This window comes from Exiguobacterium sp. s163 (genome assembly GCF_018617135.1).
Taxonomy (GTDB): domain Bacteria; phylum Bacillota; class Bacilli; order Exiguobacteriales; family Exiguobacteriaceae; genus Exiguobacterium; species Exiguobacterium profundum.
Window position 1 is genome coordinate 81,482 of the sequence record NZ_JACSJN010000005.1, and the last position, 12,662, is coordinate 94,143.

Below are 12,662 nucleotides of genomic sequence, written 5' to 3' on the forward strand. Positions count from 1 at the left end.
GGAGAAAAGGGTTTTTCTTTTGGGAAATATCTTGTAACGTGAGAGGAGACTGATGTCTAACTACTAATGAATGAAATAGAAAGAAGTGTTTGAACATGGAGACAAGCTCGCTCAGTCGAAGCGACTGGACTTTAGTTTTATCCCTATCCTTATTAACCTTCGTTCTCGGAACGAGTGAATTTGTCATCGTCGGCATTTTGCCTGATATCGCAAGCGGTCTATCCATTTCCATCGCGACAGCAGGAAGTCTCGTATCGGCATTCGCCATCAGCTTTGCCGTCGGCACGCCAATCACGATGTCCTTGACGAGCCATCTTCCAAAACGTAAATTGATGCTCGGCTTGACGATTCTCTTCACCGTCCTGAACTTATTAAGCAGTCTCGCTCCCATGTATGAGTGGTTACTCGTCTTGCGCATGCTGACGGCCGTCGTCACAGGTGTCTTGATCTCGCTTGCCATGCTCGTCGCCAGCGAGAGCGTCCCTCCGGCAAAACGGGGCGTGGCCGTGTCCTTTATTTTCGGTGGCTTTACAATGGCCAACGTGTTCGGGGTTCCGATCGGAACGTTCATCGGACAACAGGCAGGATGGGAGTCCACGTTCTGGTTGACGACTCTGCTCGGTGCAGTCGCCTGGATTGCCATTTATCGTGTCTTGCCGAATCAATTGTCTCAAGAAAAAGCATCACTCCGTGAACAAATGGCACTCCTGACGAATCCACGTATCTTGATCGCCTTCTTAATTCCGGCGTTCGGTTTCGGGGCGACGTATGTCGTATATACGTATCTCGTACCGATTTTAAAAGATGTACTCGGTGTACCGGTCGCTTGGGTCAGTCCGATTTTATTCGCCTACGGATTCATCTCGATCTTCAGTAATATCGCTGCCGGAAAGATCGCCAGTCACAATCCGATCGGACGCTTACGGTTCGTCTTTCTCGTCCAGGCATTCGTCCTGGCCGCGTTATTCGTGACGACGTCGAATGTGACGCTCGGTCTCCTCAATATCGCCCTCATGTCGTTCATGGCGATTTTATTGACGACATCGACTCAGATTTATTTGATCGATTTGGCGGAGAAGTTCAATCCGAACGCCAAAGGTCTCGCCTCATCACTTATGCCTGTGGCGAGTAACGTCGGAATCGGACTTGGTTCCGCTCTTGGTGGTGTCGTCTACGCGACGAGCCCTATCATGACGCTCGCGCTCGTCGGTGGTTTGGTCGCCCTCGTCACAGCCGGGTTGACCGCAGTCAGTTATTCACTCGATCAACGCTAAAACGTGCACACCTCGATGAAGGTGCGCACGTTTTTTATAACCATTCGAGAATCGCCGATAGGACTTCGTCGAGTTGTTCTTTCGATGTGAGCGGACTTTCCTGATCGCCTTTTTGTGGACCATACATTCCGAAGTTGGCATGATTCCCGCCTTCGATTTGTACGAATTGACTATCGGCAGGTAGGTCGCTTCGACTCGCCTCGATGTCTTCCGGGACAGCCAATCCATCCAACTCACCCGAGATGGATAGCACGCGTAAGTCACTATCGACCATCGAGCTGATCGGATATGATGCGAGGAAAATGACACCTTCTACCGACTCTTGATGCTCAAGCGCGTAACCCGACGCCGCCGAACCTCCGAGTGAATGACCGGCTACGATCCAGCGTTCAATCTCCGGATGTGCCTCGATGATTGGATCGGCTGCGTCGATATCTAAAATGCCTAAGTTGAGTCGAAGCGACGGAATGGCGACGAAATACCCTTCCTCGGCTAAACGTGTTCCATAATACGCATACGCCTCTTTCTCCACTTTCGCCCCTGGATAAAGAATGATTCCGACCTCACTCGTCGGATCTCCAAACTCGAGACGGTTGTCGACCACTTTCCCCTCTTCGGCATACCGTGTCGCTTCATCGGTCGGTTCGTACGTGAACTGCGTCCAAATTAAAAAGCCTGCTAGCGCGATGATTAGCAATCCTACGATTGAGAGTGCGGTCCACTTGAAGAATTTCTTCATTATATAGCCTCCATTTGCATCCACTTCATCATAACGTTACACTAATAAGAAAAAGCATGATCAGGGGGACACCATGACCAGAAGTAATATAACCACGACGATTCAGTGGTTTATTTTTATTTTAGCTACAAATATTGTACCACCACTCTCCATCGCCGCCTTGTTTGAACTGTCACCAGATGAGACGATGACCTTTATATCCCGCTCACTTTTCATCTTCGCACTCTTCAGCATCATTCAGACGTTGCTCGGCCATCGCCTCCCGATACTCGAAGGACCTGCCGGCATTTGGTGGGGTGTCTTCACCTTATACGCCTCCATCGGTCCCGCTCTATATGGAAGTCAGCAAGAGACGCTGCAGGCACTCGGATTCATGCTGTTTTTGAGCGGAATCCTCGGTGTGTTGTTGACCGTCACCGGCATCTTAAGACGCATGCTCGCCCTGTTTACACCGCAAGTGCTCGGCGTCTATATGATTTTGCTCGTCCTTCAATTATCAGGGGCCGTCATTAAAGGTGGATTTGGGGTGACGGAAGACGGAATCAATATCATTCAGGCCGTAGCGACGGCTGGGCTCGTCTTGTTCGCACTCACGCTCGAGCAAAGTCGCTTTAAACAATATGGACTCGTCATGACGCTATTCGTCGGGTTCGGCTTGTTCCATTTACTCGACCTTGGAAATCCAATCGTTCGTTCGGAATCCTTCTTCCTCGTACCGGAACTTCTTCCGTTCGGAAATTGGGTGTGGGATTGGAACTTGTTACCGACGGCTTTCGTCATCACCCTACTTCTCATGACGAACGTCCTTGCGAACATCAAGTTGATTGAGCGCATCGTCAGTTCTCGCGAAAAACGAGAAATCAAAGGAAACGTTCCCGCATCGGGTGTCGCCAGTGGCGTCAGTCAAATCGTGGCTGGTCTGTTCGGCACACCGGGTCCTGTCGCCATCTCCGGGACAGCTGGTTTCCTCTCTTCGACGGAGAGCGTCCAGCGTGCTCCGCATTTGGTTGCCCACGCCCTCATGATGGGGTTAGCACTCATCGGTCCATTCGTCTCGTTGATTGCGAGCATCCCGGCCGCTGTCGGTTATGCAATCGTGACACCGCTCATTGCAACGATGATCATCATCGGAATCAATGAGGCGGCCTTTGAATTGAAGCAGTCCACGGCATCCCTCACAGTCGGGCTCCCGCTCGTCATCGGTGCCGGGGCGATGTTATTACCACCCGGTTCAATGAATGACCTGCCACCGCTTCTTGCGACCGTCTTCTCTAACGGGCTTGTTCTCGGAACAATTGTCGCCTTAACAACTGCCATCTTAAGTAAAATCAAGGATTGAAAAAAAGAACTGGCCATATTGGTCAGTTCTTTTCACGTACATGCATATGGTAACGGGCATCGTGCGGTAAAACAGCGCCTTCTTCTTGTTCGAAATGCGCACGGTCTTTCCAATAACGAACGACTGACGAAGTATCACGATGCAGGGCGCGTTGTAGCGCTTGTTTTGCCGTGACAGGCGTTTCGTCATCGTTTGTCAATTCAAGTCCCATCAGTTTATAACCGATTGTTTGTCCACCCCGACTCATTTGCCACGCTTCCATGGCATATGTCAGTAGTGTCGGTGTGATGACCGCATGCACGAACTCGCTCTTTACTTTCTTTCGTACGAGCTGTTCTACGCCCACGCTGACAAGACCTGCAATGACACTGTCAATCATGACTGCTTTGGTTCGCTTTTTTGTCAATGGATTCATCGGCTCATCCTCTGCATCATCCCTGACGTCAACACTTCGATTCCTTCGCCTTCTTCAGACGCCATAATCAAGGCACGAGCGACATGAAGCGCCTGAATCGGTGCGACTTCCGGTGTCTTCTCAAGCAAGATTGACTGGAACGGTCGACTGATGACCTCGGCCGCCTTCTCTCCGAAGCGAAATGAATCACGCTCTCCGAGTAACAGAGAAGGACGGGCGATAATCAAGTGATGGAAGTTGAAAATACGTAACGCGTTCTCAAGCTCCCCTTTCACACGGTTGTAAAAGAAAGTCGAACGCAATGATGCGCCTTGTGCCGATACGACCGCATAGCGCGTCGCACCGTGTGCCTTGGCGACACGGGCCACTTCAAGTGGTAATTCTAAATCAACTTGTTTGAACGCTTCTTGCGAGCCAGCTACCGCAATCGTTGTGCCGAGCGCACAGTACACGTCGTCGATCTGTGGAAGGGATGAATCCATCTCCTCGAAACCGACGATCTCATGTAACTTCGGATGACTCCAACGCTTCGAGCGACGGACAACGATCCAGACCGCATCATAACGGTCACTCTCTAACAACTGTTCCACCAATTCGCGGCCAATCAAACCGGTCGCGCCTACGACAAGTGCAGTTTTCCCCATTCGTGACTCCTCCTAGACTACTATTTCCTTCAGTCTAGCTGACTTGCCGTTCCTCGGCAATGATTGTCCCGGGACGGAATCGGTCCATCATACGGAAAAATCCGTTCAATGCGAGCGCCGTGAATGAACCTGCCACGATAGCACTATCCGTGAACAACTGCAGCCACTCCGGCATGTTTGCGACGATGGCTGGATTGGCGGTAATACCGAGCCCAACACCGATTGAGAGGGCAATGGTAATCAAGTTCTCGTTTTTCGAAAAATCGACCTGGCTCAGAATTCGAATGCCGGAAGCAGCGACCGTTCCGAACATGACGAGCATCGCTCCCCCAAGCACAGGTTTTGGAATCAATGTCGTGAACGTAGCGACTTTCGGAAGGAAGCCGAGCAAGATGAGCAATCCACCTGTCCAGAAGATGACACGGCGCGATTTTACACCTGACAATTGAACAAGTCCGACATTTTGACTGAACGTCGTGTACGGGAAGCTGTTGAAAATCCCTCCGAGAATCGTTGCGACACCTTCCGCACGATACCCTTTCGTCAATTCGTTCGCACCAATCGGCTTTTTCGTGATATCGCTGAGCGCCAAGAATACACCTGTCGATTCAATCATCGAGATAATGGCGACGAGCGTCATGACGAGGATCGCGGACACATCAAATGTCGGCATCCCAAAGTAGAACGGTTGAACCATTTGGAACCAACCCGCTTCCCGGACAGGACTGAAATCGACGAGACCGAGCGAAGCAGCAACCCCTGTTCCGATGAGGACGGCAAAGAGGACAGCAGCGGCGCGTGTGAAGACGGTCCCGACACGGTTCAAGACGAGAATGAGTAAAATCGTAAAGCCACCTAATCCTAGATTCTGCATCGATGCGAATCCAGGCTCACCTGGCATCCCGCCACCGATGTCATTGATGGCGACCGGAATCAGTGAGAGACCAATGATCGTCACGACCGAACCGAGAACGACCGGCGGGAAGAAACGTGCGAGCTTCCCGACAAATCCGGAAATGAGGATAACAATGATTCCACTGGCAATCAACGCGCCATAAATGGCCGTAATTCCATTTGCGCTTCCAATCGCAATCATCGGACCGACCGCCGTGAACGTACATCCGAGGACGACCGGCAATCCGACACCCGTAAAGCGTGTCGTCCATACTTGTAATAACGTCGCTACCCCACACATGAATAAATCAATTGCGACAAGATAGGCGAGTTCGGTTGGACCAAGCCCGATGGCACCCCCGACGATGAGCGGGACGATGGCTGCTCCCGTGTACATCGCGAGTAGATGCTGAAATCCGAGACTTGCTGTCTTGAATGTATTCATCGAACGACCTCCACGAACGAGATATGGTCTTTCTCTAATTTCGCGACGCGCGCTAGCGATTCGACGCGATAACCACGCTCAATCAATTTATCGCGCCCTGGTTGGAACGATTTTTCGATGACGATGCCAACACCTGAAACTTCTGCACCTGCCGCTTCGACGAGTTGTGTCAGCCCGAGTGCCGCTTCCCCGTTCGCGAGGAAGTCATCGATGACAAGAACGCGTTCGCCTGATAAGACGAAACGTCGGCTCAAGCTGATGCGGTTCGTCTCCTGTTTCGTGAACGAATAAACATCCGCTTCGACGAGGTCGTCTTGGAGCGTCAGCGATTTCCGTTTACGCGCGAATACGAACGGGATGCCCATCTCAAGCGCCGTCATCATCGCTGGCGCAATCCCGCTCGATTCGAGTGTGACGATGCGGTCGATTTGAGCGTCTTTGAAACGTTCTGCAAATTCTTTGCCGATGGCTTGCATAAGTACCGGGTCGACTTGATGATTCAAGAAGGCGTCAACTTTCAACACTTGGTCGGATAAGGCCCGACCCTCTTCACGGATTTTGTCTTCTAACTGCTTCATTGTTGTCCCCTCCATTAAAAAATGCGATTCGTCACCCCTCATCGGGAGGCAACGAACCGCATGGAAATCAACGATAGCATACGACAAGCGCCACCCGTAGTCGAACCATTTACGGTAGTTCGGTAGAGACTTGCGGACCATATTTCCGCTGATATACGAGTGCGAATCTATTTATTTAAGATAAACTTTATTGTAGACGAGCTGACGAGAAATGCAATAGGTTGCAATCAAACGGCGAAATGTTCGATTTTTCTGAAACTGCTGTATACTGTATGTATTGGATATGAGAGAGGAGCCTTGCCCTTATGAAGTTATTCGTATTAGGCGCAACCGGTCGGACCGGACATCAATTCATCGACCAAGCCATCGAGCACGGTCATGACGTCACCGCGTTCGTACGTGAACAGAAAAAGTTGATTCGGACCCCACAACTTGAAATCATCGAAGGCGACTTATATGACATCGATGCGTTAACAGAAGCGATGCACGGTCATGATGCGGTCATCAGCTGTCTCGGAACGGATTTGAGCGATCCGGACTTTTTAGCGAGTGTCACGGACAAGCTCGTCCCAGCGATGAAGACGAATGGCATCTCACGCGTCGTCTATTTGGCTTCAGCCGGGATCGACAATGAGATACCGGGACTTGCCGGGAAAGCCATTACGTTCATGCTCCGGAAGCCGCTCCGTGATCATCGGGCAGCCGTGGACTTGTGGCGAAATTCGTCATTCGATTATACGATTGTACGACCGATGCAATTGACGGACGGCCCCCGCACCTCGACGTATCGAACGGCCATCGATGAAGTGCCAGAGAACGGGAAACACATCTCACGGGCAGACGTCGCCCAGTTCATGCTTCATGCGATTGAAGAACAGGAACACGTACGGGAGTCAGTCGGACTGGCGTACTAATTTGATCCAATTCATGCTACAATATCGGGTAGTTTACTTTGAAAGGAACGAAAACGAATTATGAGTATATTAACGGTACAAAACTTGAGCCACGGCTTTGGTGACCGCGCTATTTTGAACGATGTCTCTTTCCGCCTCTTAAAAGGGGAGCATATCGGTCTCGTTGGAGCAAACGGTGAAGGAAAATCGACGTTCATGAACATCATCACGCGCAAGCTGCAACCGGATGAAGGGAAAATCGAATGGGCGAAAAACGTCCGTGTCGGTTACCTCGATCAACACGCAGTACTTGAGCGCGGGATGACGATTCGGGACGTCTTGAAAGGTGCTTTCCAATACCTGATTGACATGGAGACGCGCATCGGCGAACTCTACATGGAGATGGGTGACGCGACGCCGGAACAGATGGAAGACATGCTTGCGGAGGTCGGTGAGCTTCAAGAAACGCTCGACTCGAACGACTTTTACATCATCGATGCGAAAGTAGAAGAAGTCGCACGCGGCCTCGGTATTTTAGACGTCGGACTCGACCGGGACGTCACGGACTTGTCAGGTGGACAGCGTACGAAAGTATTGCTCGCGAAGTTGCTTTTAGAGAAGCCAGATATCTTGCTCCTCGATGAGCCGACCAACTATTTGGATGAAGTGCATATCGAGTGGTTGAAACGCTATCTTCAAAACTATGACAATGCCTTCATCTTGATCTCCCACGATATCCCGTTCTTAAATAGTGTCATCAACTTGGTCTACCATATGGAAAACCAAGAGTTGAACCGCTATGTTGGGGACTATGACAAGTTCATGGAAGTGTACGAGATGAAGCGTTCGCAACTTGAAGCCGCCTATAAGCGTCAGCAAGCCGAAATCGCGGATTTGAAAGACTTCGTTGCCCGAAACAAAGCGCGTGTGTCGACACGAAACATGGCGATGTCACGTCAGAAGAAACTCGATAAGATGGATGTCATCGAATTGAGTGCGGAACGTCCGAAACCAGAATTCCGCTTCTTGCAGGCACGTACATCGGGGCGCCTCATCTTTGATGCGAAAGGTCTCGTCATCGGATACGATGAGCCACTCTCACGTCCGCTCGACCTTCAGATGGAGCGCGGTCAAAAGATTGCCCTCGTCGGAGCGAACGGAATCGGGAAGACGACGCTCTTGAAGAGCTTACTCGGCTTGATCAACCCGCTTGAAGGGACAGTCGAACGCGGTGAGTTTCTTGAGATGGGTTACTTCGAACAGGAAGCCGCATCAAGCAACAACACGTGTATCGAAGAGATTTGGAGCGAATTCCCGTCACTCAACCAACAGCAAGTACGCGCGATGCTCGCGAAATGCGGTCTCATGACGAAGCACATTGAAAGTAAAATCTCTGTCCTCAGTGGTGGAGAAAAGGCGAAAGTACGTCTTTGCAAACTCTTAAACAACGAAACGAACTTACTCTTACTCGATGAGCCGACGAACCACTTGGACGTCGACGCGAAGGAAGAGTTGAAGCGTGCGTTGAAAGAGTACAAAGGAAGCGTCCTCCTCATCAGTCACGAACCAGAATTCTATGAGGATATCGTCACAGACGTCTGGAACTGTGAATCGTGGACGACGAAAGTATTCTAATTCAGTAAAGGACGTGTCGTATGGCTGGCCCAATTCAAACGAATGAACGGATTATTTTGTATGACATTATCCGAGGGTTTGCCCTCTGCGGCATTTTCCTCGTCAATATCCCGAGCATGCTCGGGAGCGACTGGATGTTTGGTCGTCCCGACTATTACGGGAACGACTTGTTCGTCCGCACGCTCTTTGACTTGTTCGTGCAGACGAAGTTTTATACGATTTTCTCCCTCTTATTCGGGATCGGCTTTTCGATTTTCCTCGAGCGTTCTTACGCTCGTGGCGAATCGGTCAGTCGTTACATACGCCGTATTGCGATTCTTTTCTTATTCGGTCTCGCGCATTTGGCGATTTGGTCAGGTGACATCTTACATACGTATGCGATGTGGGGCTTATTGCTTCCTCTCTTTTATGGGTTGAGTAACCGCGCGATATTGACATGGGCGTGGAGTTTATTGATTGGAAGTTTCTTACTATTCAATGTTGCCCCTATCTATGTAGAGTGGGCTTTTGGATACATGTATTTAGGAGAGTCGTTCCCGAGGGTCTTTAATTCAGGCTTCGGTCCTTGGCTAGACTATCGATTCGACAACGAGATTTTTACTATGATTCAAAATTCACTTTTTGTCGGAATCGAGATTCTCGGTCTGTTCTTACTCGGTCTCTTCATCGGACGGGAACGAAAGCTTCTGACTTGGAGTATCCAAGGATTGACCCGGACTGCTGCTATCTGCGCAATAGCAGCCATACCATTCTGGGGAATCATCATCTGGCATCATTACGGTGATGGCGCCTCTTATATGTCCACGAACTCAGCAGCCGTATGGATTTCCGGAAAACTGCTCGCTACAACGTACATCTGCCTGTTCACCATCGCCGTTCGAAAAGGTCGGACGTTCGCCCCGCTTCAAGCACTCGGTCGAATGGCACTCACGAACTATCTGACACATACGTTGATCATTGTCTTGCCAGTGATCGCACTCGGGGCGTACGGGGCGCTTTCCTTAACCGAAGGTCTATTCCTCAGCATCGCCATTTTGATTGCGCAGTCGTTCTTCTCGATGTGGTGGCTAAAGACTCACCGTTACGGACCGTTTGAGAAACTATGGCGTCTCGGAACATACGGACGACAAACAAAATCATCCTAAGATCGGACTTCATTGTCCGGTCTTTTTTTAAATAAAAACTGCAGACGAATGAACGTCTGCAGTTCCGCTCGAGGCCACGGCTTCGAGTTTTTATTTTGTTGCCGCTTCCGTTAAGAATGGCACGATTTGCTTCTTACGTGAGACGACGCCAGGAAGTGTCGCCAATCCGTTTTGAAGGGTCACGTTGAACGCTTGTTCGAAGAGTTCGGGTTTTGGTCCGACAACGATGGCTTCCGAATCGTTCGTCAAAATGTTCGTGATGGCGAATACGAACAAGTCTAAGTTTTTCGCCGCAACCGTTTTGGCAATCGCCGCCTCGACTTCCGCTTTACGGTTCAAGACATCGTTCGCATCGACCGTGTTCACTTGTGCGATTTCGACACGATAGTCGCCCATCGCGAATTCTTTCGCATCGAGTGAGATGAGTTCTTCAATCGTTTTTTGGCTAAGGTCCGCACCGGCTTTGAGCATCTCAAGACCGTATGTTTCTGCATCGACGCCAGCAATCTCCGCAAGTTCTTTCGCTGCTTTGATATCTTCACCTGTGCATGTCGGCGATTTGAAGAGAAGCGAGTCTGAGATGATGGCGGAAAGCATTAAGCCGGCCATATCCGCTGCGATTTCGACACCATGCTCTTTATACAACTTCAACAAGATTGTCGCCGTACATCCGACTGGCTCCGCACGATAGTAGAGCGGGTCTGCCGTTTGGAAGTTTGCGATACGGTGGTGGTCGATGACCTCAAGGATTCGCACGTCTTCAATCCCGTCCGCACTTTGTTGGAACTCGTTATGGTCAACCAAGATAACTTCTTCCGCCTCACCTTTCACGCTTTCAATCAAGCGTGGTGCTTTCACACGGAAGTGATCGAGCGCATATTGTGTTTCGCCGTTCACTTCACCGAGACGGACCGCTTCTGCGTCCATCCCTAATTTCTTTTTCAACTCGGCATAGGCGAGCGCTGACGTGATTGTGTCGGTATCTGGATTTTTATGTCCAAAGACTAGTACTGTACTCATGTCTCATTCTCCTCACTAAATAGTTTTCCCCTATCCATTATAACGTCCACGGCATTTCTTTCAATTCCCAAACAAAAAGAGCCGTGTCGGCTCTTATGCTTGTTCATCTTCATCTGTCTCTTCGAGGTCGGAATGATCTCCTTTTGAATCTTCTTCATGGGAGATGTCCGGCTGATCTCGCTTCAACTTTTCTTTTTCTTCTTGTTCACGCTTTTCTTTGTCTGACATATCGTGTCATCCTTTCGAAAATCCGACTTGTCATAATCTGTTCCCCAAGCCAGATTTCGTCAAACGACATTTCACTAAACGTAAACAAACTGAAACGTCAGGCCTGCACGAAGACGATTTCTTCTCCGCGAAGTTCGACTTTCACGTCTTGTCCTTGGAACAACCACTCATCTTGTTCCGCCACGACAAAACGAATGCCGTCTTCTTCGGTCTCAACAGCCGCATTGTTCACGTCTTCTGTGATGACCCCGACAGAAAAACCGTGCGTCAAGTCTGTCGAACCCCCATACTTTGCAAACAAACGAACCGTTTGGCCTGCTTCGACTTCCATTTCTTCTTTAAACCATTGGAGCGCTTCTTCTGTTACTTGAATCTTCATAACATCTCCTCCTCTCGACTACTCCTTTCATTCTAAACGTTTCAAAAGAGTCGAGCGAGGAAGTTGCCTAAAGTGTTGTGCCAACTTGATAGCTCACCGTCATGCCATGCGTCTCCGGTTGCGCACCATTCATTTCAGCGAGCGTCGTTTCAAATAAACGTCGCCCGATTTCTTCATTCGGTGAGAGCATCGTCGACAGTCCGAATGCATGACCGATCGGATGTCCGTCAAACCCGAGCATGGCGACTTCCTGAGGAATCTTGATGTCTCGCCGTTGCATCTCTCCTAAAAATCCGAGGGCGACATAATCGGACGAGAAAAAGAGCGCTCGAGGACGCTCTTTTTGAGAGAGGAACGTTTCAGCTAGCCGAATACCGTCCTCACTCGTCAAATAGCCCGTCCAAATCCATTGCTCACGCGCATGCGCTACTTCATCGAAATAGGCTTGCTGACGCGCAAGGGAACTCGGACTATGGCTTCTTGACAAGATGATTCCAATCTCTTCGTATCCGTATTGCTGTAACACACGAATACCTGATACGAACGACGCGTAATGATCGACATGGATCGACGAAATTGTCTCCGGTGCACCGACGGTCGCCACAGCAATCGGTCCGTACACGCGATATGTCTCCATTTCCTTAAAGGACATCTCATGAGACAAGACGATCGCCCCATCGACTTCACGGTGCTTCAATAAATCGAGCGCTTGTCGTTCCTCGCTCAGTTTATACTCCGTCTGCCACATGACGAGGCGATAATCGTGCTCGAGCGCCGCCTTGGCGAGCCCATTAACGAAGAAACCGTAATAAGGATGATTCATATAAGGTAGGATGACGACGATTCGTTGCGTCTTCCCTGTCGACAACGTCAACGCCTGTTGATTTCGCAAATACCCGAGCTCCTTCATTGCCGCATGTACACGGGTTCGTTTTTCTTTCGATACGTACGGATGCTCGTTCAGGACGCGTGAGACCGTCGTCACCGAAACGTCAGCGTGCTTCGCGATATCTCGAATGTTTGCCATTCATCTC

14 protein-coding genes and 1 riboswitch are annotated in these 12,662 nt (G+C 50.1%); of the genes, 5 read left to right on the plus strand and 9 right to left on the minus strand.

The window, feature by feature from the left end; translation table 11 throughout:
- The first annotated feature begins 95 nt into the window (after positions 1-95).
- Complete coding sequence (locus tag KNO71_RS13030) at positions 96-1,274, plus strand: MFS transporter (protein WP_214688893.1); 1,179 nt, start codon at positions 96-98, stop codon at positions 1,272-1,274.
- A 34-nt stretch (positions 1,275-1,308) separates the two neighbouring features.
- Here the strand turns inward: KNO71_RS13030 and KNO71_RS13035 are convergent, their stop codons facing one another.
- Positions 1,309-2,013: an alpha/beta hydrolase gene (locus tag KNO71_RS13035; RefSeq protein WP_214688894.1), complete on the minus strand. Its 705-nt coding sequence runs from the start codon at positions 2,011-2,013 to the stop codon at positions 1,309-1,311.
- Between the two features lie 73 nt (positions 2,014-2,086).
- Between KNO71_RS13035 and KNO71_RS13040 the strand changes: the two genes are divergently transcribed.
- Positions 2,087-3,352 (plus strand): purine/pyrimidine permease, encoded by a 1,266-nt coding sequence (locus tag KNO71_RS13040; protein ID WP_214688895.1) that lies wholly within the window; start codon positions 2,087-2,089, stop codon positions 3,350-3,352.
- Positions 3,353-3,374: 22 nt separating this feature from the next.
- Here the strand turns inward: KNO71_RS13040 and KNO71_RS13045 are convergent, their stop codons facing one another.
- The 4 genes from KNO71_RS13045 to KNO71_RS13060 are packed head-to-tail and all read right to left on the minus strand — an operon-like array spanning position 3,375 to position 6,328.
- Positions 3,375-3,767 carry an RDD family protein gene (locus tag KNO71_RS13045; protein WP_214685099.1) on the minus strand — a complete coding sequence of 131 codons (393 nt, stop codon included), beginning with the start codon at positions 3,765-3,767 and terminating at the stop codon, positions 3,375-3,377.
- Positions 3,764-4,411 carry an NAD(P)H-binding protein gene (locus KNO71_RS13050; RefSeq protein ID WP_078146102.1) on the minus strand — a complete coding sequence of 216 codons (648 nt, stop codon included), beginning with the start codon at positions 4,409-4,411 and terminating at the stop codon, positions 3,764-3,766. Before KNO71_RS13050 ends, KNO71_RS13045 begins: the two co-directional genes overlap by 4 nt.
- A gap of 34 nt (positions 4,412-4,445) precedes the next feature.
- Complete coding sequence (locus KNO71_RS13055) at positions 4,446-5,750, minus strand: nucleobase:cation symporter-2 family protein (protein WP_214688897.1); 1,305 nt, start codon at positions 5,748-5,750, stop codon at positions 4,446-4,448.
- Entirely contained in the window at positions 5,747-6,328 is a 582-nt protein-coding gene (locus KNO71_RS13060; RefSeq protein ID WP_214688899.1) for a xanthine phosphoribosyltransferase, read from the minus strand. Before KNO71_RS13060 ends, KNO71_RS13055 begins: the two co-directional genes overlap by 4 nt.
- A 77-nt stretch (positions 6,329-6,405) precedes the next feature.
- Positions 6,406-6,507, minus strand: a riboswitch (purine riboswitch).
- Positions 6,508-6,633: 126 nt separating this feature from the next.
- On the opposite strand from KNO71_RS13060, the gene KNO71_RS13065 reads away from it, so the two are divergent.
- The 3 genes from KNO71_RS13065 to KNO71_RS13075 are packed head-to-tail and all read left to right on the plus strand — an operon-like array spanning position 6,634 to position 10,001.
- The gene (locus KNO71_RS13065) at positions 6,634-7,242 is read left to right on the plus strand and encodes an NAD(P)-dependent oxidoreductase (RefSeq protein WP_015880458.1); all 609 of its coding nucleotides are present in this window, start codon (positions 6,634-6,636) and stop codon (positions 7,240-7,242) included.
- Positions 7,243-7,302: 60 nt separating this feature from the next.
- Positions 7,303-8,856 carry an ABC-F family ATP-binding cassette domain-containing protein gene (locus tag KNO71_RS13070; protein WP_015880457.1) on the plus strand — a complete coding sequence of 518 codons (1,554 nt, stop codon included), beginning with the start codon at positions 7,303-7,305 and terminating at the stop codon, positions 8,854-8,856.
- Positions 8,857-8,876: 20 nt separating this feature from the next.
- Positions 8,877-10,001, plus strand: a complete 1,125-nt coding sequence (locus KNO71_RS13075; protein WP_214685093.1) for a DUF418 domain-containing protein — start codon at positions 8,877-8,879, stop codon at positions 9,999-10,001.
- A 90-nt stretch (positions 10,002-10,091) separates the two neighbouring features.
- On the opposite strand, the gene KNO71_RS13080 is transcribed toward KNO71_RS13075, so the two are convergent.
- From KNO71_RS13080 to KNO71_RS13090, 4 genes are all read right to left on the minus strand, one after another.
- Complete coding sequence (locus KNO71_RS13080) at positions 10,092-11,021, minus strand: manganese-dependent inorganic pyrophosphatase (protein ID WP_214685091.1); 930 nt, start codon at positions 11,019-11,021, stop codon at positions 10,092-10,094.
- A 93-nt stretch (positions 11,022-11,114) separates the two neighbouring features.
- Positions 11,115-11,249: a hypothetical protein gene (locus KNO71_RS17815; protein WP_015880450.1), complete on the minus strand. Its 135-nt coding sequence runs from the start codon at positions 11,247-11,249 to the stop codon at positions 11,115-11,117.
- A 97-nt stretch (positions 11,250-11,346) separates the two neighbouring features.
- Complete coding sequence (locus KNO71_RS13085; RefSeq protein ID WP_074034990.1) at positions 11,347-11,628, minus strand: HesB/YadR/YfhF family protein; 282 nt, start codon at positions 11,626-11,628, stop codon at positions 11,347-11,349.
- Positions 11,629-11,695: 67 nt separating this feature from the next.
- The gene (locus tag KNO71_RS13090) at positions 11,696-12,655 is read right to left on the minus strand and encodes a LacI family DNA-binding transcriptional regulator (RefSeq protein ID WP_214685089.1); all 960 of its coding nucleotides are present in this window, start codon (positions 12,653-12,655) and stop codon (positions 11,696-11,698) included.
- Positions 12,656-12,662: the final 7 nt, after the last annotated feature.